Consider the following 19,898-nt stretch of genomic DNA (forward strand, 5'->3'; position numbering starts at 1 on the left):
AGCTTAAATAATCAAACCGGCGATCGTTTCGTTCTCGGTGATGTCCTGATAGGCCCAGCCCGCTTCGTCAAAGCGCTTGAACAAGGCGTCGAAGTTCGCCTTGTTCTTGGTTTCGATACCGATCAGCACCGAACCGAAATTGCGGGCCGATTTCTTGAGATATTCGAAGCGCGCCACATCATCCTCCGGACCGAGCAGATCGAGGAATGACCGCAGTGCGCCCGGACGCTGCGGGAAACGGAAGATGAAATACTTCTTCAATCCCTCATAGCGCAGCGAACGTTCCTTCAGTTCCGGCAGGCGTTCGAAATCGAAATTGCTGCCTGAGATGACAAGGATGATGCGCTTGCCCTTCAGGTCGCTCTTCCTGAAATCCTTAAGCGCATCGATGGCGAGAGCCCCGGCGGGTTCAACAACGATGCCTTCGATGTTCAGCATTTCGATGATGGTCGAACTCAAGCGGTTTTCCGGAATCAACATCACAGAGTCCGCGGTGAACTCCTTGAGAAGCTTGAAGTTTTCCCGGCCGATCTCCGCAACGGCAGCGCCGTCGACAAAGTTGTCGACCGTATCGAGCTTGACGCGTTTTCCCGCTTCCAGACTGCGCTTGAGACTGGGCGCACCGGCAGGCTCGACAAAACGGAACCGGGTTTCCCAGCCAAGATCGGTGAGATAGCGCGTCACACCGGCAGAAAGTCCGCCGCCACCCACCGGCAGGATGATCAGGTCCGGCTTGCGCTTGTCGGGAAGCTGCGCTGCGATCTCGTGCGCGACGGTCGCCTGCCCGGTGATGATATCCGTATGGTCGAAAGGCGGCACCATGACCGCATTGTTGTCGGCGGCAAAATCCTGCGCCGCCGCGTAGCACTGGTCGAAAATGTCGCCAACGAGGCGGATTTCGATGAACTCGCCGCCGAATGTCCGGGTCTTGTCGATCTTCTGCTGCGGGGTTGTCACCGGCATGAAAACCACGCCATGCTTGCCGAAATGGCGGCAGATGAAGGCGAAACCCTGCGCGTGATTGCCGGCCGATGCGCACACAAAGGTCACATCTTCCGTTTTGTGCTCGTTCAAGTAATGCGCAATGAAATTGAAGGCACCGCGAATCTTGTAGGAACGCACCGGCGACAGATCCTCGCGTTTCAGCCAGATCTGCGCGCCATATTTTTGCGAAAGATAATGATTGAGTTGCAACGGCGTTTCCGGGAACAGCGCGCGCATTTTTTCCGTCGCGCGGTCCACAGCCTTGACGAATGCAGTCATAGGAACAGGTCAACCTTCTCGAATGTTCTGACATCGATAATGCCGACATCGGAAATACGCAATTCGGGAATGACCACCAACGCCAGCAGCGAGTGCTGCATATAAGCGTTGTTCAGACTGCATCCCATGGCGCGCATGGCATTCACCAGCTTGTCCGCCTTGGCTGCAACGACTTCCGCCCGCTGGTCCGACATCAGTCCGGCAATCGGCATTTCGACCAGCGCCAGCTCGCGTCCCTTGGAGAACAGTACCACGCCACCACCGACTTCGCCGAGGCGGTTGGCGGCTTTCGCCATGTCATCCTTGTTGGTGCCGACAACGATCATGTGATGGCTGTCATGGGCAACTGTCGACGCCATGGCGCAATCCAGCGTATAACCGAAGCCGGAGACAAAGCCGTTGACCACGGCTCCGGTGCCACGATGCCGCTCCACCAGAGCGATCTGGCACACATCATTGCGCCGGTCCATCTGCACGATACCGTCGGATACCGGCAGTTCCGCCTCCAGCGCCTTCGTCGGCGCCTGATTCTCGATGACGCCGATCACCCGCGCCGTCACCTGCTTACCGGGTTTCGGCGCCTTGATGTCGAAATCCCTGGCATTGAGTTTCTTGCCGAGCTTGATCGTATTCTTGGCAAAGGCCGGATAGTCGTAGGCCGGAATGTCGGCGGCAAGCTTGCCCTTTTCCGCCAGGAGCACGCCGCGGCCATAGACCCGGTCGATGGTCAGATTGGCGAGATCCGAAACAATCAGGAAATCGGCAAGGCGGCCGGGGGTAATGGACCCGATCTCGCGCTCCATCCGGAAATGCTGGGCGGTGTTGAGTGTCGCCATCTGGATCGCCGTCACCGGCTTCAGGCCTTGCGCAATGGCGTGGCGAACCACCCGGTCCATGTGACCGTCATTGACCAGCGTGCCGGAATGGCTGTCGTCGGTGCACAGGATGAAATTGCGCGGGTCGATCCCCTGCTCCGTCACCGCCTTGATCTGGCTGGCGACATCGTACCATGCCGAACCGAGGCGCAGCATGGCGCGCATGCCCTGGCGCACGCGGGCAATCGCATCTTCCATGCGCGTGCCCTCGTGATCGTCCTCCGGCCCGCCTGCCACATAGCCATGGAAGGCACGGCCAAGTTCCGGCGAGGCAAAATGCCCGCCCACGGTCTTGCCGGCCTTGACCGTCGCATCGATACCGCCGCGCATGGTCGCATCATTGTTGGCGACACCGGGGAAATTCATCACCTCGCCGAGCCCGACAATGTTCGGCCAGGTCATGGCTTCCGCCACATCGGCCGGGCTGATGGCAGCGCCGGCATTCTCAAGACCCGGCGCCGACGGGACACAGCTCGGCATCTGCACATGCACGTTGATCGGCATGGCCAGCGCCTCGTCATGCATCAGCCGGACGCCCTCCAGACCAAGCACATTGGCGATTTCATGCGGATCGATGAACATGGAGGTCGTGCCATGCGGGATGACGGCGCGTGTGAATTCGGTGACGGTGACCATCCCGCTTTCCACATGCATATGCGCATCGCACAGGCCCGGCACGAGGTAGCGGCCGCCCGCATCGATCACCTTGGTTTTGGGCCCGATGCAATGTTCCGCGCCATGACCGACAAAGGCAAACCGTCCGGCAGCAACAGCGATATCGATGCCTGCAATAATCTCGCCGGAATACACGCTGACAAGGCGGCCGTTGCGCACGACAAGATCGGCATGACTGCGGCCCATGGCGACATCCACCAGCAAGGGCGCTGCTTCTGTCCATGCCTGCGGCTTGTTGCTGGTTCTCGCCTGTCTGCTCATCTCATCACCTCACTCATTATGAATATAATCCATATACGAAAAAGACGCCTGCAACCGTGATTCCAGCGCAATCGTTGAAAAAAACCTGAAATCTTGGGGCAATCGCCGCACGGCGTCAGACGATAAGGGGGCATGCCTATCCGTCCGCTTGTCAACGCGCCGGAACAATCACGTAGCTCACAACCTTGGTCTGATCGGGATAGTATTTGTAACCGAGCGTTATGTGCTTGATGTCCGTGGGCGGGTTGGTCATGCCGGCGCCTTGCATCAGCCCCTGCACCACCGGGTTCGGAGCTTCGCCGAACCAGACAAACAGCGCGGGAAAACGGATACGGGCCGCCGCATTGGGCATTTCCCAATGGATCGGGCTCAAGGACTGATCGTAAAGACGCAGATTGCCCGGCAATTGCGGACCGTCCGAAACCACAGTCACATAATGTCCGTCGGCCCGCGTCGCCGCGTAGAGCTTGCCATAGTCGAGCTGGCCGATGGACGGAGCGCCGCCCTCATAGGCATAGAGGATATTAACGGCCAGTATCGGAATGACGGCAAGTCCGCACAGCGCACCGACAATGGCGAAGCGCTTCAGCGGCAGATCCGACGCGATGTAACGGCCGAGCAGCATTGCCAGATAGAGCGGCGACAGGAAAAGCACCGGTTGCAGCCAGCGATCCTTCACCTCGGCGGCACCGCTCACGAGCACGCCGACAAAGACCGCCGCCAGGGCGAAAAACAGAACACGGCCGAGAAAGGTTTCGCCGTCGCTCAAATCTGCCTTCGGCGTGACCTGCTGCGCCCGGCTCCGCCACCAGGCGACGGCAAAGAATACCAGCGCGACACCGGAGAAGAGGATGCCATTGAGGAACAGTTTCCATTCGCCATGCAACCGGCTGACAATGAACTGCCCGCCTTCATTGATCTGGAACTTGTGCGAGCGCGCCAGGAGGTTGTCCATGTGGGAGAGCGCCCAAAGGGCAGTCGGGGTGACGGCGGCGAAAAAGGCAACGAGTGTCAGAATGGACTTGGATGACAGAAGAACGGCCCGGTAGGCCGGAACGGAAAACCCGGCCAGGATCAAGCCGACGAGGAAAAAGCCCGCATTGAATTTTCCGAGGAGTCCGGCCGCGATGCCCAGCCCCAGCAAGGCGGCAGACAGCCAGGAGCGCGATTTCATGTGCCAGGCGAAGGCGAGGAATGCCCAGGCGCAACCGGTGGTCGCGCCGACGGAGTGCGTCAGGGTTCGCTGCGACTCCCAGGCGATCTGCGGTAGAAGAAACACGCCGACCATGCCGGCCGCCGCGACGGCTTTGCGCATTCCCAGCAGCCGGGCGCCGGCATAAACGCTGACAAAGAGGCTCGCCAGCATGCCGAACTTCACCAGGAAGACGGTCGACATGCGGATGCCGAGGATATCCCCCGCCACACTGTTTATCCAGGTATAAAGCGGCGGCTGCGAACCGCCATAGCCCCATTGCAGCGCGCCGACATAGGCCAGCTGCTCGGCATCGTCGACACCGGCGCCGTTGGAAATAATCGTCAGGAACACCACCTGAAAGGCGAAATATAGCAGAACAAACAGCAGCCCCGGATTCTCCGACGCCAGCTGTCTGACACTGCGCAATGGAGATTGAAGCGGAATAGCGGACATTGTTCTCTCATACTTTTGGATAAGCCGCTTCTAGTCCAACTGGATGTGGAAATCCACCAATACGTGCAGTCGATGATCGGCCGCACATCCCGTCGCATGAAATGCTTTGCGCACATTTGGGCTGGCGCAACGGGCATATTGCAAAAAGGGACAGCAGCGTCCCTTTTCAAGTCAATGCAAGTGGCTAATGTCTCTAACTGTAGTTGCAATGTTCAGGGAGAGATCGAGCATAACGTCTACGATTAATGCGGTCGGCAGCCTGTGAGTGGTGAAACGACAGAGCGCTGAGTACTTGGTGCGCTTGGAATGCAAGATTGACGGCGGCATCTGAACAGCAAATCTCACACGAATATTCAAGCCTCACCAAAACAAGAACAATTCCTGGGGTGGGGTGAAGGGGCGGGATCGGTCAGTATCCCGCCCTTTCCTTTTGCGCTTTCTTGTGAAGACAATAGCGCCAAAAATTAATCTGAACTTTCAACTAAATTTCCGTGCCCTTTATCCGTCTCTGTCATGCCGGTTGCTTCCGGCTTTCGGGGCCCGGTCATTGGACCATGGGCGTGGGAACGTGATCGAGCCCCGATTTTCCGGCAAACGGCTGTTGACGGAATCGTCCGAACCGTTGAAAAGCATAGGCGCGCGGACGTGGCGAAACTGGTAGACGCAAGGGACTTAAAATCCCTCGGCCATAGGTCATGCGGGTTCGACCCCCGCCGTCCGCACCATTTCTCGTCCCCGCACGTTTCATCATGCTGCTGTGCAACGTTACCCTTGGCCTTTTCATATCCATACTATATACGATCCATATATGGTTCATATATGGAGATACCCGTGGGCATTGTGAGCATAGACGACGATCTGCACGATCAACTGCGCAGGGCGAGCAAAGTATCGTACCGCTCAATCAATGCGCAGGCCGCCTATTGGATTAAAGTCGGCATGCTCTGCGAGACCAATCCGACGCTCAGTTTCACCGCGATCATCGAGCGCGAGCTCAGTTCCGCCGGCGTTTCCGCGCAACCGCTGGCCGCGAGTGAAGCATGACGAAGCAGCCCCAGGAACTGGCATTGCTGGCCGAATCCGGCCGGCTGCTGGCGTCCGTGTTCGGGCTGCTGGATCAAACCTCGCTTATCGGCATGTCGACACTTCAGATCAATGAAATGGCCGAGCGTTTCATCGTCCATGATCTTCAGGCCCGCCCTGCGAGCAAAGGCCAGTACGGCTATGGTTTTGTGCTGAATTCTTCGGTGAACGATGTGGTCTGCCATGGCGTCCCGTCCCAATCGGAGGTGCTTCGGGACGGCGACATCGTCAATTTCGACATCACGCTTGAGAAGAACGGCTATATTGCAGATTCCAGCAAGACCTATCTCGTTGGCAACGTCAATCCGGCCGCCAGACGGCTGGTCCACACCGCTTACGAAGCCATGTGGATGGGCATCCACGCCGTTCGACCGGGTGCGCGGCTTGGCGACATCGGCTGGGCAATCGAACGCCACGCCAAGCGCAATGGCTATTCCGTGGTGCGTGAATATTGCGGTCACGGCATCGGCCGGGAGATGCATGAGGAACCGCAGATCCTGCACTTCGGAAAGCCGGGAACCGGCCTCACCCTGCGTGAGGGCATGGTTTTCACCATCGAACCGATGCTCAATCAGGGCCGCCGGACCGTAAAAACACAAGCTGACGGCTGGACTGTCGTGACGAGGGACGGGTCACTTTCCGCACAGTTTGAACACACCGTTGCCGTTACAGCCTCCGGTGTGTCCGTGCTGACGCTGCGTCCTGACGAATTGACGGCAGGACCGCTCAGGCGGCTTGCGCCAGCTGGCTGATTCAATCAGCCGTGCAGCTTGATCGTGATCTCGGCAACGCGCTTGCCCTGGAATTTTGCGCCTTCCAGTTCCTGCGCCGAAGGCTGCCGCGAACCATCGCCATCGGCCGTCGTGGTCATGCCATAGGGCGCACCGCCGCGCACGACGTCATTGCCCATCTGCGCCTGATAGGCATAGGAGAGCGGTACGATGATCATGCCATGGTGCTGCATCTGCCACTGGGTGGAAACCAGCGCCAGTTCCTGGCCGCCATGCTGGGTGGCTGAAGACGCCATGACCGAGCCGACCTTGTTGATCAGCGCGCCCTTGACCCAGAGACCGCCGGTCTGGTCGAAAAAATTCTTCATCTGCGCCGACATCGAGCCAAAGCGCGAGGATACGCCGACAATGATCGCGTCATAGGTTTCAAGCTCGTCCACCGTGGCAATCTCTGCCTTCTGGTCGAGCTTGTAGTGATAGGCCTTCGCCACATCGAGCGGAACCAGTTCCGGCACGCGCCGGACAGTGACCTCGGCGCCGGCTTCCCGTGCGCCGTCCGCAGCAGCATAGGCCATCTGCTCCATATGTCCCCAGCTTGAGTAATAAAGCACCAACACCTTGGCCATGATCGTCTCCATCGTTGACATCGGTTGGACGGGAAAATGCCGCCATGTCCCATAGGTTAAGCTTTTCGCTGTTCGTTAAAACAGACATTGTCGCGACAAACTGTTCACCATTTGAAATGGCTTGCGGCAGCTGTTTGCGCCCATTACGGTCGCCCCCGCGATAGGAGAATCCAGATGACGAATGAAGTCGTGAGCGCTGCCATGCTTGCCATTGGCGACGAGTTGCTGTCCGGCCGGACCAAGGACAAGAACATTGGCCATCTCGCCGATATTCTGACGGCGGTCGGCATCGATCTGAAGGAAGTGCGGATTGTTCCGGATGAGGAAGACCGCATTGTCGATGCGTTGAATGCCCTGCGCGGCGCCCATGATTATGTCTTCACCTCAGGCGGCATCGGCCCGACCCACGACGACATTACGGCGGACGCCGTTTCAAAGGCATTTGGCGTGCCTTGCGAGCATGACGCCAAGGCCATGCAGCTGTTGGGCGACAATTACGCGGCGCGCGGCATGGAGTTCACCGAAAGCCGCCAGCGCATGGCGCGCATGCCGCGCGGTTCCGTGCATATCGACAATCCCGTCTCGACCGCGCCCGGGTTCAACATCGGCAATGTCTACGTGATGGCGGGTGTTCCCTCGATTTTTCAGGCGATGCTCGACAATGTGATTCCCACGCTAAGGGTCGGCAAGCAGCTGCTTTCCCGTTCGGTCAATTGCCCGTTCGGCGAAGGCACGATTGCCATACCGCTGCGCGATATCCAGGCGGCGCACCCCGATACGATCATCGGCTCCTATCCGAAGTACGAAAACAACAGGTTTTCAACGGAATTGGTCGTCCGCGCCCGTGACGAGGACAAGCTTGCCGCTGCAGAACAGGCCGTACGGGCCATGGTGGAACACCTCGCATCGGCCAAGCAAATCTGAGGAACCATAGGCCCGCGGCCAACGTTCCGGTTCGCACCTGCGATAAAATCACACGCGCCGGTCTTGCGTTCGGAGCGTATAATGCTCTGAATAGCAAGATCGACCTGTCAACCGATGGAGGCCCGCATGGCATTTCGCACGATCATCGCTTTTATCCGCAGCGAGCGCGAGGCGCCAAGGGTTATGGGCGCGGCAAAGCTGATCGCCTCTTCAAGCGAACGAACCCACATCATCGGCCTTTACACGATCCCCTCTCCCATCGTTTACGCAGATCCCACCGGTTTTGCCGATACGACCCTGTTCGAGGCGCACGAACAGCGCCACAAGGAAAATTCGGAGGCGATCTCTGCGCTGTTCAACAAGGAAATGGGCAAGGGCAGGATTTCCCACGAGTTCCGCATTGTCCGCTCGGAAAGCAGCAGCCCGTCGGCCGGTGTCACCCAAAGCGCCCTGCGTGCGGATATCATCGTGGCCGGGCAACCGGACCCGGATGATCCGGACAGCGTCAACGATGTCACCGACCCGCTTGTCATGGAAAGCGGGCGTCCCGTGCTGTTTGTCCCCTACAAGATCGAACTCCCGACGAAAATCAACCGCGTGCTCGTTGCCTTCAATGGCAAGCGCGAGGCTTCGCGGGCAGCGTTCGATTCCCTGCCCTTCCTGATCAAGGCCGAGCGCACGGATGTCGTCTGGATCGATCCGAAGAAAACCACCGACCCGAACATGGATATTCCGGGCACCCCGCTCTCGGACGCCCTGCGCCGCCACGGCGTCAACGTCAATCCTTTCACGATTGAATCCAATGGCGAGGCCGCCGACAAGATCCTGCGCCGCAAGATTGCCGACGACAAGGTGGATCTGATCGTCATGGGTGCCTATAGCCAGTCGCGCCTCAAGGAATGGGTATTCGGCGGTGTGACGAGCTCGTTCATATCGGACATGCCCTGCCTGACGCTGATGTCACGCTGACGATTGAGCGGATAAAGCCGTAAATCACATGTTTCTGCCCCCTTGCAAAGGACAGGCTGCGCAAGCAGCTTGCCATGGGCAGGCATTTCCAGCTATTGCGAGACGCATTCCCTAGCGGATTATTAGCTCCGCCTGTTTCGTGTTTTCTTGATGGAGTGCGCCATGTCTCTTCCCGAAAAAGCTTTTCCGGTGTCCTGGGACCAGTTCCATCGGGATGCCCGTGCCCTTGCCTGGCGTGTCGCGGGCATGCAGCGCGAATGGCGCGCCATGGTCGCCATCACCCGCGGCGGCCTCGTGCCGGCGGCGATCATCTGCCGCGAACTCGGCATCCGCATGATCGAGACCGTCTGCATCGCCTCCTACCACGACTATGAGGAACAGGGCGAACTCAAGGTGCTGAAGGACGTCGATCCGCGCCTTCTGCAAGATGGTGGCGAGGGCATTCTCGTCATCGACGACCTGACCGATACGGGAAAAACCGCTGCGGTCGTGCGCGCCATGATGCCCAAGGCGCATTTTGCCACGGTCTACGCCAAGCCGAAGGGCCGCCCGCTGATCGATACGTTCGTCACGGAAGTCTCACAGGACACCTGGATCTATTTCCCCTGGGATATGGGCCTGACCTATCAGGAACCGATCACCAAGGGACACCGGGGCTAACCAGCCATTTCCTGCGGGGGTTGCCCGAACCGCCTCCGCCCAAACACGAATGGAACCATGACCTCGCTGGGGGCCACGGCATATCCTGATCAGCGCCGTTCATTCCGGCTGCCTCTCATTCTTCCGTAGAATGGATTCCCTGCCTTCGAAGTGATATTGCCTCTGCGGGATCCGCTGTGGTTTTTTTGCACTGCTGTTCAAAAAATCGACACAAGTCGCATATAAGCTAGGAACAGTAGCCTGAGAGTGATTGCGATTTGCAAGAATCGGTTCACAATCATTGAAACAAATCGCAAAAAAAGAGCGGAGCATTGAACTTAAATTACGCCAACGAGATCGTGACGGAAAAGCGGATTGAAATGCCGGACGGCAGAATCCGCCAGGTTGCCGCTCTCGTTTACCGGGTCAAAAAACACCAGACAGAGATTCTTCTGATCACCAGTCGCGGCACGGGGCGATGGGTGCTGCCCAAGGGCTGGCCGCAGGTTGGCAAGACCTTCGCCCATTCGGCCAAGACCGAGGCCTATGAGGAAGCCGGTGCGCGCGGTGATATCGCCCCCTTCTCCATCGGCGTTTACCGCTATGAAAAGCACGATATGTCGGAAGGCGAATGCGGCGATTTCGTCGTCGATGTCTTTCCCATGCATTTTTCCCATCAGGAAAAGAACTGGCCCGAACGCGGCGAACGCCGCCTCGAATGGGTCAGCGTCGAAGAATGCGCCCGCCGGGTCGAAGAACCGGAACTGAAGGCCCTCATTGCGAGTTTTGATCCGGCGCTCGTCACCTCACGCTGATGTTCGGGACGAGCGATATGATCCGCGTCAATCTTTCGCTCGCCATCATCGCCATCCTTTCCAGCCCCGCCCTCGCTCTCGACAATACGCAATTGCAGAAGATCGAGCATGGCTGCATCGACGAGACCGCATCGTCATCGCCGGAAGAGCGAATCAGCAACTGCAACAACTGGATTGACAGCGCGCCGGATAAGCTGCGCGCCAAGGCCTATTATGACAGGGGCAACGCCTATCTGGATGTCCAGAAGCTCAATCTTGCGGTTGCCGATTATTCCCATGCCATCATCCTGAAGCCGGACTTCAAGGATGCCTGGTACAGCCGGGGCTACGCCAGGCACGACCAAGGCAATTACGATCAGGCGATCGAGGACTACGACACGGCGCTCAAACTGACCCCCGAAGACATCGACAGCCTGTATGGCAAAGCCTATGCCTCTCAAAAGAAAGGCGATCTCGACGCGGCGATTGCCGGTTATACCGCCGTTATCCGCCTCAAACCGGACTATCCCACCGCCTTTTACAACCGTGCCATTGCCTACAACGCCAAGGGCGATACGGAAAATGCCACGCGCGACGCCCTCGAATATGAGCGCCTGAAGGACAAGAACCCACAATAGGTTGTGTTGGGCGCCATTGGCGCCACGTTTCCATCCGTAGCCAGCTACCGGAAAAACAAGCGAAAGTTCTCCCCGTTATCCACATATGTGACACACAAGATGTTGCGGTCACAAATATGTAAAAAACTAATTCTTGACGCTCGAGCCCGAGTCACTTTTTATAGGGCAGTCGTTGCGTTTGTGGCGTGACCGGGGAGTAATGTGACCGGTCTTTTTCCCAGTTTATGCAGTGTTTTTCACAGCTTGCACCCTATGGCGCAAGCCGGTGGCGACCTGTGTCTGCAGCCGGAAGAATACCATAGTGCACAGAGAAATATTTGTTGGGTAAATGGTGTCTTAACACAATATTTAGTGTTTACAGGTACGTTTAACACCAGATAATGTGACATTCTCATTTGGGGCGAGTCACAAAACAGGCGTCAAAAAAGGGCCGCCGGGCCCAGGACTGAAGCGGTGAAAACCGCATCGAGGACAGGTCGCGGCGACAGCACCGGATTCAGGGACTGAATCCGGATAGGGCGGGTTTGTGTTCTTGATGCGCGCAGCTCTTCACATGGCGCCCAACGAACACTATATATAGAGACAAGGACGAAGCAGATGCGGATCGAACGGCGTTTTACCAAAGAGAATCAATCAGCCTATGCGGACATCGAATTCCGCGTAGCGACGAGCGAGATCAAGAATCCCGACGGCTCTGTTGTGTTCCGTCTGGAGAATATCGATGTGCCGGCCCAGTTCAGTCAGGTTGCGGCTGACATTCTCGCGCAGAAATATTTCCGTAAGGCAGGCGTACCGGCGAAGCTGAAGAAGGTTGAGGAAAATTCCGTCCCTTCATGGCTGTGGCGTTCGGTTGCCGATGAGGAAGCTTTGGCAGCGCTGCCGGCCGACGCACGCTATGGCTCGGAAATGGATGCGCGTCAGGTTTTCGATCGCCTTGCCGGTACCTGGACCTACTGGGGCTGGAAGGGCAAGTATTTCGATTCGGAAAAAGACGCCCTCGCCTTCCGCGATGAGCTCGCCTACATGCTCGCCACCCAGCGCGTCGCCCCCAATTCCCCGCAATGGTTCAACACAGGCCTGCATTGGGCCTATGGCATCGACGGCCCCGGCCAGGGCCACTATTACGTGGACCCGGATACCGGCAAGCTGACGAAGTCAAAATCGTCCTATGAACATCCGCAGCCGCATGCCTGCTTCATCCAGTCCGTCGCCGACGATCTGGTCAATGAAGGCGGCATCATGGACCTGTGGGTTCGCGAAGCCCGCCTGTTCAAGTACGGCTCCGGCACCGGCTCCAATTTCTCGTTCCTGCGCGGCGAAGGCGAAAAGCTTTCCGGCGGCGGACGCTCCTCCGGCCTGATGTCCTTCCTCAAGATCGGTGACCGCGCTGCCGGCGCCATCAAGTCAGGCGGCACGACCCGCCGCGCCGCCAAGATGGTGGTGGTTGATGTTGATCACCCCGATATCGAGGAATATATCGACTGGAAGGTGAAGGAAGAGCAGAAGGTTGCCGCCCTCGTCACCGGTTCCAAGATCGTCAAGCAGCATCTGGCTGCCATCATGAAGGCCTGCGTGAATTGCGAGGCCGACAATGGCGATTGCTACGAACCCGCCAAAAACCCGGCGCTGAAGCGCGAGATCAAGGCGGCCAAGAAGAACCAGGTTCCGGAAAACTACATTTACCGGGTTATCCAGTTCGCCAAGCAGGGCTACACGGATATCGATTTCAAGACCTACGATACCGACTGGGATTCGGAAGCCTATCTCACCGTTGCCGGCCAGAATTCCAACAATTCCGTGTCGCTCAAGGATGAATTCCTGCGCGCCGTCGAAAACGATGGCGACTGGAGCCTGACCGCCCGCAAGGACGGCAAGGTCATGAAAACCCTGAAAGCCCGCGACCTCTGGGAAAAGATCGGTTACGCCGCCTGGGCGTCCGCCGATCCGGGCCTGCATTTCAACACCACGATGAACGACTGGCACACCTGCCCGGCGGCCGGCCCGATCCGCGCCTCCAATCCGTGCTCGGAATACATGTTCCTCGACGACACGGCCTGCAACCTCGCATCGATCAACCTCCTCACCTATCGCGGCAAGGACGGCAAGTTCGACGTGACGGGTTATGAGCACACGGCCCGCCTGTGGACTATCGTCCTCGAAATCTCCGTGATGATGGCGCAGTTTCCGTCCAAGGAAATCGCCCGCCTCTCCTATGAATATCGCACGCTCGGTCTCGGCTACGCCAATATCGGCGGCCTGCTGATGACCTCGGGCATCCCCTATGACAGCGCCGAAGGCCGCGCCATTGGCGGTGCCCTCACCGCCATCATGACCGGCATTTCCTATGCGACCTCGGCCGAAATGGCCAAGGAGCTGGGTGCTTTCAACGGCTATGCGCCGAACGCCGCCAACATGCTGCGCGTCATCCGCAACCATCGCCGCGCTGCCCATGGCGAAACCCAGGGTTATGAGGGCCTCGCCGTCAACCCGGTTGCGCTGATTGCTTCCGACTGCCCGGACCAGGACCTGATCGCCCATGCCCGTTCGGCCTGGGACAAGGCGCTGGAACTCGGCGAAAAGCATGGCTACCGCAATGCGCAGGCCACCGTCATCGCGCCGACCGGCACGATCGGTCTCGTCATGGACTGCGATACCACGGGCATCGAGCCGGATTTCGCTCTGGTCAAGTTCAAGAAGCTCGCCGGTGGCGGTTACTTCAAGATCATCAACCGCGCCGTGCCGGAAGCCTTGCGCACGCTCGGTTATTCCGAAAGCCAGATTGCTGAAATCGAAGCCTATGCCGTCGGTCACGGCAATCTCAACCAGGCACCCGCCATCAACCCGGGTTCACTGAAGGCCAAGGGCTTTACGGACGAGATCATCGCCACGCTGAACACGGCGTTGAAGTCGGCCTTCGACATCAAGTTTGCAGTCAACAAATGGACGGTCGGCGAAGACTTCGCCAAGAAGGTTCTTGGTTTCACCGATGAACAGCTCAACGATTTCTCCTTCGAGATGCTGCCGGCACTCGGCTTCTCCAAGAAGGAAATCGAAGCCGCCAACATCCACATCTGCGGTGCGATGACACTGGAAGGCGCGCCCTTCCTGAAGGAAGAGCATTATCCGGTTTTCGATTGCGCCAATCCGTGCGGCAAGATCGGCAAGCGCTATCTCTCGGTGGACAGCCACATCCGCATGATGGCCGCCGCCCAGCCCTTCATCTCCGGCGCGATCTCCAAGACGATCAACATGGCCAATGAAGCGACCGTGGACGACTGCAAGTCCGCCTACATGCTGTCATGGAAACTGGCGCTGAAGGCCAATGCGCTCTATCGCGATAGTTCGAAACTGTCGCAGCCGCTGAACTCCTCGCTGCTCGCCGACGTGGATGACGACGAGGACGATGCCATCGAGGCGCTGATCGAGGCGCCTGCCGCCGCCCGCGCGGTGCAGGTCACCGAAAAGATCGTCGAGCGCATCGTCGAGAAATATATCCACGACCGCGAGAAACTGCCGAACCGCCGCAAGGGTTACACCCAGAAAGCCGTCGTCGGCGGCCACAAGGTCTATCTGCGCACCGGTGAGTTCGATGATGGCCGTCTCGGCGAGATCTTCATCGACATGCACAAGGAAGGCGCTGCCTTCCGGGCGATGATGAACAATTTTGCCATCGCCATCTCGCTCGGCCTGCAATATGGCGTGCCGCTGGAAGAATATGTGGAGGCATTCACCTTCACCAAGTTCGAACCGGCCGGCATGGTTCAGGGCAATGACGCGATCAAGAACGCCACGTCGATCCTCGACTATGTGTTCCGTGAGCTGGCTGTCTCCTATCTCGACCGCCACGATCTTGCCCATGTCGATCAGTCCGACTTCTCCAACACGTCGCTTGGCCGCGGCATTTCCGAAGGCAAGACCGAGCCGGTGTCCAAGGGTCTGACCCGCGGCGCCGTCCTGAAGATGGTCAGCCCCGGCGCGCCCGATCCCAAGGGTTTCGGCTCGGGTGCACCGAAGGCCGTCATGGCGTCGAACGTCACGGCCCTTGCGACCCGCTCCGCGGTTGCCATCGCGACCAAGCCGGTCATTGCCCAGGCGCAGGACGAGGCCACGGGCTTCAAGCGTGACTATGAGGAACGCGCCAAGGACCAGCTGGAAGAAGACACATCCGCTGCCTCCGCCCTGTTTGGGGATGCCAGCGCCGAAGCCGCGGCGGAAGAAGCCAAGGCCGAAGCAAAGAAGGTGATGTCCGACCGCCGCATCAAGTCGATGATGCAGGGCTATACCGGCGACAGCTGCTCGGAATGCTCAAACTTCACCATGGTGCGCAACGGCACCTGCCTGAAGTGCGATACATGCGGAAGCACGTCCGGCTGCAGCTAAACCAGCTGGTTGGTGGTGGGAGACTCAAAGTTCTGTATTTAGGACCCAATGTTGCGTTCTCCTACCAACGAAGTCAAAGGCTTAGCGGAAAGAATATTTCCGGAGAAAACGGGTTTCCCAAGGGTTGGGGAACCCAAAACCGAAGTTCAGAACGTGGTCTGAATCGGCAGTTGTCCGAACTAAGAGAAATGCAAACACACTGCTGAATGTTTCCGAACGTCCAATTGCTCGCAATGACATTGCTTGCTGACTGTCGGCGATTGCGCCAACTTTGGCTGGTCTCCCGCCCCGTCCTCTTCTCGTCCTGTCAAATCCGTACTGCGTCTGTTCAACTGCCGTTTTCGCCTAGCATCCGGGAATTAGGTCCGAAGTGCGAACATCTCGAGATAGACGATCCGATATTCGCGCGCTCCATTGTCACCAATTGCCTCGTCTTGATCGGTGGGACGTGGTTCGCGCTCGGCAATCACAAGCCGGAAGCGTTCGCCATCTTTTGCAGCGCGGGGCAGAATGACGTCATAGCTTGCGATCTCCGGCATGAGGAGTCCCGACAACAGGTTGCCGCTTGCTGTCAACTGCAGAAAATCCCTCTGCTGACGCAGGGTTTCAGCAGACGCCGTGAGCTTGCGGCTCACGACCTTAGTGCGCTGGCGCTGAGACACCTTGACCACCTGAGCGCCTTGCAGCGGCTCCCAACCGAAATCTTCGTCTCCAGCTTTTTCCAGGCGTTCGACAAGAACCTCGATTTGAGAACGAGCCTGCCGGCGTCGCACGCCGAACTTCTGAAAGATGCCGACAAAGGGAATTCCGAACAATCCAACGCGATAATGGAGCGGATCCTTGCGAACCAGGGTTGCCAAACGATCATTGGTAAGCTGGACGATCTCTGCAATGGCGGATGGCGACAGATGCGCCCCGGGAGCAGAGATCGGTTGATACCGTGCGAGCGCCAGCCGAATGAAAGGCATGTAGCTGAGCCCGGGATCAAGGACGATGTCGGCGAACCAAAGTTGACGCTCCGCGTCAAAACCCACCAAATGCGGAGCAACCTCCACGCGTACGTCTGTCGGGGTGCCCGGCATAGGCAGTTGTGTGACCGGGAGTTGTGCGGCTGGCAGTTCACCCTCCGATTTCGGAAATATCGGATCAAGACGATCCGGTGCGATCGGGCCTTGATAAACCGCTGCCGGAAACCGGCTGCGAGCTGGTGATCCATCTGCCAAGCTGTTGTTTTCGGCAGTTGGATCACCGCCCCAACGCGTCACAAAACCTCCAAGTTTCGTATCAACCTCCGCTGCAGCCATTCCTGCGGGAGGCAAGATCACACCAAGCATCTCCATTGCACCGGTTACCAGCCAGGGCCGCCTCAAATAGACGCGCAATCCGCCGCCATCCCGGTAACTGCGTTGCTCATTGCCCTCGGTTGCCCGGGTCCAGCCAAAAGTCGGGATAACATAGACAATATCGGGGGCTGGCGGTGGCGCACTGTTCGGTACGAAACCGATCACTTCGTCGGACGTTACGATCAGATCGGCGGCATGCGTTGGTTCGCGAAGCGCTTCCGGCATGAACTGTGCAAAGCGTGTTGTTGCAGCAAGGGTGTACCCGACACGGCGATAACGTGTGTCGGGGAAAGTGTGCGCAACTTCATCTTTCAGAAAAACGCGGTGCCCTGGAGGTGACCTGCCGGGTGCCTCCAGCCGTGCAAGCTTGAGTTCAGCGGCATGGCCACCACCGACATGCCAACGCGGCAATGGCTCTGTCACGTCATCGACCGGATCAAGCCAGTGACCGGAAAGATCCAGCTTCTCCGTGCTGAGGCTGTCAACGGGCGTTGCAAATCCAATGGCACACGCCGTCTTGCCAATTGCCCGACCGATCACCAGAGACTCTATCGCGGGGCGCACAAGCGGTTTCTGGACGGCATGAACGAGGTCCAGATCGCGCCACGGCGTTAACATCCAGTGTCGCCCTTCAACCGCGCGCTCTTCCAATGCCAGCTGTTGATCAGGCTTTGCGCGCTCGATTCCCCACTGATAAATACCCAGCAGAGCAAGATCCTTGCGTTCGAGTGCATGGCTGAGGCGCACGCGCACATGTTCGCCTTTCTCCAACGGGACGAACAATATCCGCTGGGCAGGATCAAAATTTGAACCACGGGGCCCCTCGCCGATCGCTATCCGAAAAGAGCTGGCATCCGGCCAAGCCGATCCAGGCGAATAAAAGGGAACCTCCAACGTTTCCGTGCTGCCGTCACCATAGCCCGCGATGCGCACGCGGCAGACACGGGACAGCGGGTCCGGCAGAAACGGCAGCGTAAACACCGCTTCGGCGACGGGGAATCTTTGCTCGCTCGCATCTGCGGCAAGAGTAGCAAGCTCGCCATCGCGAGCGACAAGAAGATTGTATGATACCGGATCCAACCGGCCACCCGTATCCAGCATGCCATGCAACTCTGCCATGCGTTGAGAGCCCGACGGCGGCACAACATGGCGGGAGGCCACGTCGGCGGTTGGTACCGTATTGTCGCCCTCTGTCACATTGAAGGTTCTGATCGCCGCAACCTGAAGGCTCTCTCCGTGTAACGGTGGAAGCAGATCCGGTGCGCCAACCAACGCAAAGTTCGGAGCCTCGACCGGCTCGAACCTATAATAAACCGTTGGCGGAGTTTCGACACCGGTCAATCTCGTTGCATTCTCGTCCAGCGGGCGCGCATTGCCGGCAAGATCGACAGTACGCATCCTGACCTGATAGCTTTGACCGAACCGTAATGACGGCAAAGACCTTGCCGTGGCAACATGGTCAACCTCCAACGGCAAGCCGGGCGGCACAAGGCTTTCCGGATCACCAACCTTATCGGCAGGATCAATTGCACGGCCAGGACGCGGCGCTGTCAGGCTCCAACCATCCCAGCTAAGTATCGCCGCATCGACCTTCAACAGATCAGGCTCCGAACCGTCTGCAGATCCCGATGCGGCCAAGCGCACATTTCCCTCCTCATCGGCAACCTGCAATGTGGAGTTGTCAACGAGAAAGCGATAGGTGCTGACGCGCCGGCAGAGTGAGCGCCAAGCCCCTCCTCCCGTCGATACGTCGGCCCGTACGCCACGCAACAAATCTTCCTGAAACAGCACAATGGGTTGGTTGGTCGCAAGCTGGCTCTGTATTTTGGCGGACCGATCGAAAGCCTCCTCAAGCGCATAGCCCGTTCCATCACTCGCAAGAACAACACCGCCTGACCGCAGTGCCGGTGCGCCGGCCCTGTCGGGCTCGGGTGCGACCGGATCCCGGCCGTCGAGTGACTGGTTGCCAATCTCCAGTTCGCGCCGATCAGTATTGGCGATGTTGATGGCGAACTGCCGAACCTTGAGCGCCGATCCATTGACATCCACTTCAACAAGGCTGCTGTCCCCAAGCAACACGTATCCGTCACTGACCATGGGGGTGCCCGCAGGACGCGGCGCTGGCCTGAAACGGTCATCGTGCAAGATTGTACGCGTGGCGGGAAAGATGTCGGGCAATGTGCTGACCGAATTGGTTTTTTTCCAATCGACAATCAGCTCCAGCTGGTCGTCGACATCCCTTGGGAAAACATCGCGCGGCAGCAAGAGATCAAGCCGAAAACCGCTCGCGCGCAGAAGCCTGGGATGATGCGACAGAAGGGAGACGATACGGTGGAAATCAATATCCTCCCGGAAAGCACGAGGGTCTGGCAGAGGAACCAAATCATGGGTCTGCCAAGAAACGTCCTCGCGGGGATCGTCTGGTCCGGCCTTCAATCTCGTGTCTGTCCGCAGTCCGGATAGTGGCGTGTTATACGCGTTGGCCAAGGCAAAGCGCCCCGACCGCGTACCGTTCAGTGGAGATCGGTTCGCCGGGGTTCGCTCGCGGCGGCGAGACCGCAATAGCCTGAAAACGTCGGCCGCGCGCGGTTCACCTTTACCCCCTATACCTTCAAGCAGCCCGAACCATGAAAGACGCGAGGGGAGTTCATCTTCGCATTTCACGGCCATCGTGCCATAAATCTCGGCAATATCCTTTGCGAGCGCCACGGCAGGTGACGTTAAAACGCTCGTATTCTGACGGTCCTCAAACTGATGAGCACGAACGAATGTCTTCTCATCAAACAGGCGTCGCTGCACATTGACGTCCGGCAACGTCTCGAAGACGGCATCGGTAATGTTGCCGTTAAATCGTACAGCGAGTTTTGCGGCCGCAACCCGCGCGGCCCAATCCAGAAAATCAGGAAACAGCTTCAATGGTTCTCCGGGCGTTGCTGTCGTCACAAGGCGGGGAGATACGAGCACGGACAGGCGCAGGCTCTTGCGATCCGCCGTGGTGCCGTTTGGAAGCGCCGTCCAGATCAACTGTTGTGTGCGATCGACCATTTTG

At 58.4% G+C, this 19,898-nt stretch carries 13 protein-coding genes and 1 tRNA gene; 9 read left to right on the plus strand and 5 right to left on the minus strand.

Going from position 1 to position 19,898, the window contains the following annotated elements; translation table 11 throughout:
- Nucleotides 1-3: 3 nt before the first annotated feature.
- The 3 genes from ilvA to ACP7B1_RS09685 form a co-directional block, all read right to left on the minus strand.
- Complete coding sequence (gene ilvA, locus ACP7B1_RS09675) at nucleotides 4-1,263, minus strand: threonine ammonia-lyase IlvA (protein ID WP_426136886.1); 1,260 nt, start codon at nucleotides 1,261-1,263, stop codon at nucleotides 4-6.
- Nucleotides 1,260-3,074: an adenine deaminase gene (gene ade, locus ACP7B1_RS09680; protein ID WP_346305043.1), complete on the minus strand. Its 1,815-nt coding sequence runs from the start codon at nucleotides 3,072-3,074 to the stop codon at nucleotides 1,260-1,262. The genes ilvA and ade overlap by 4 nt, the downstream gene beginning before the upstream one ends.
- A 151-nt stretch (nucleotides 3,075-3,225) precedes the next feature.
- Nucleotides 3,226-4,722, minus strand: coding sequence for an ArnT family glycosyltransferase (locus ACP7B1_RS09685; RefSeq protein ID WP_346305042.1), 1,497 nt, complete (start codon nucleotides 4,720-4,722; stop codon nucleotides 3,226-3,228).
- Nucleotides 4,723-5,361: 639 nt separating this feature from the next.
- On the opposite strand from ACP7B1_RS09685, the gene ACP7B1_RS09690 reads away from it, so the two are divergent.
- From ACP7B1_RS09690 to map, 3 genes are all read left to right on the plus strand, one after another.
- Nucleotides 5,362-5,447 (plus strand) — tRNA-Leu (locus ACP7B1_RS09690).
- A 106-nt stretch (nucleotides 5,448-5,553) separates the two neighbouring features.
- Nucleotides 5,554-5,766, plus strand: coding sequence for a ParD-like family protein (locus tag ACP7B1_RS09695; RefSeq protein WP_346306480.1), 213 nt, complete (start codon nucleotides 5,554-5,556; stop codon nucleotides 5,764-5,766).
- Nucleotides 5,763-6,557: a type I methionyl aminopeptidase gene (gene map / locus ACP7B1_RS09700; protein WP_346306481.1), complete on the plus strand. Its 795-nt coding sequence runs from the start codon at nucleotides 5,763-5,765 to the stop codon at nucleotides 6,555-6,557. Before ACP7B1_RS09695 ends, map begins: the two co-directional genes overlap by 4 nt.
- 5 nt (nucleotides 6,558-6,562) lie before the next feature.
- Here the strand turns inward: map and wrbA are convergent, their stop codons facing one another.
- Entirely contained in the window at nucleotides 6,563-7,162 is a 600-nt protein-coding gene (gene wrbA / locus ACP7B1_RS09705) for an NAD(P)H:quinone oxidoreductase type IV (RefSeq protein WP_223613104.1), read from the minus strand.
- A 174-nt stretch (nucleotides 7,163-7,336) separates the two neighbouring features.
- Here wrbA and ACP7B1_RS09710 point away from each other — a divergent pair, with 174 nt between their 5' ends.
- The 6 genes from ACP7B1_RS09710 (at nucleotide 7,337) to ACP7B1_RS09735 (ending at nucleotide 15,506) form a co-directional block, all read left to right on the plus strand.
- Complete coding sequence (locus ACP7B1_RS09710; RefSeq protein WP_346306482.1) at nucleotides 7,337-8,086, plus strand: competence/damage-inducible protein A; 750 nt, start codon at nucleotides 7,337-7,339, stop codon at nucleotides 8,084-8,086.
- A 126-nt stretch (nucleotides 8,087-8,212) separates the two neighbouring features.
- Complete coding sequence (locus ACP7B1_RS09715; protein ID WP_223613102.1) at nucleotides 8,213-9,055, plus strand: universal stress protein; 843 nt, start codon at nucleotides 8,213-8,215, stop codon at nucleotides 9,053-9,055.
- Nucleotides 9,056-9,217: 162 nt separating this feature from the next.
- The gene (gene gpt / locus ACP7B1_RS09720; protein WP_346306483.1) at nucleotides 9,218-9,715 is read left to right on the plus strand and encodes a xanthine phosphoribosyltransferase; all 498 of its coding nucleotides are present in this window, start codon (nucleotides 9,218-9,220) and stop codon (nucleotides 9,713-9,715) included.
- Between the two features lie 359 nt (nucleotides 9,716-10,074).
- Nucleotides 10,075-10,509, plus strand: coding sequence for an NUDIX hydrolase (locus ACP7B1_RS09725; RefSeq protein WP_346306488.1), 435 nt, complete (start codon nucleotides 10,075-10,077; stop codon nucleotides 10,507-10,509).
- A 17-nt stretch (nucleotides 10,510-10,526) separates the two neighbouring features.
- Nucleotides 10,527-11,126 (plus strand): tetratricopeptide repeat protein, encoded by a 600-nt coding sequence (locus tag ACP7B1_RS09730; protein WP_346306484.1) that lies wholly within the window; start codon nucleotides 10,527-10,529, stop codon nucleotides 11,124-11,126.
- A gap of 597 nt (nucleotides 11,127-11,723) precedes the next feature.
- Nucleotides 11,724-15,506 (plus strand): vitamin B12-dependent ribonucleotide reductase, encoded by a 3,783-nt coding sequence (locus tag ACP7B1_RS09735; protein WP_346306485.1) that lies wholly within the window; start codon nucleotides 11,724-11,726, stop codon nucleotides 15,504-15,506.
- Between the two features lie 359 nt (nucleotides 15,507-15,865).
- Here ACP7B1_RS09735 and ACP7B1_RS09740 read toward each other — a convergent pair whose 3' ends face one another.
- Entirely contained in the window at nucleotides 15,866-19,894 is a 4,029-nt protein-coding gene (locus tag ACP7B1_RS09740) for a hypothetical protein (protein WP_346306486.1), read from the minus strand.
- Nucleotides 19,895-19,898 lie beyond the last annotated feature (4 nt).

This window comes from Phyllobacterium sp. SL163 (genome assembly GCF_049896885.1).
Taxonomy (GTDB): domain Bacteria; phylum Pseudomonadota; class Alphaproteobacteria; order Rhizobiales; family Rhizobiaceae; genus Phyllobacterium; species Phyllobacterium calauticae.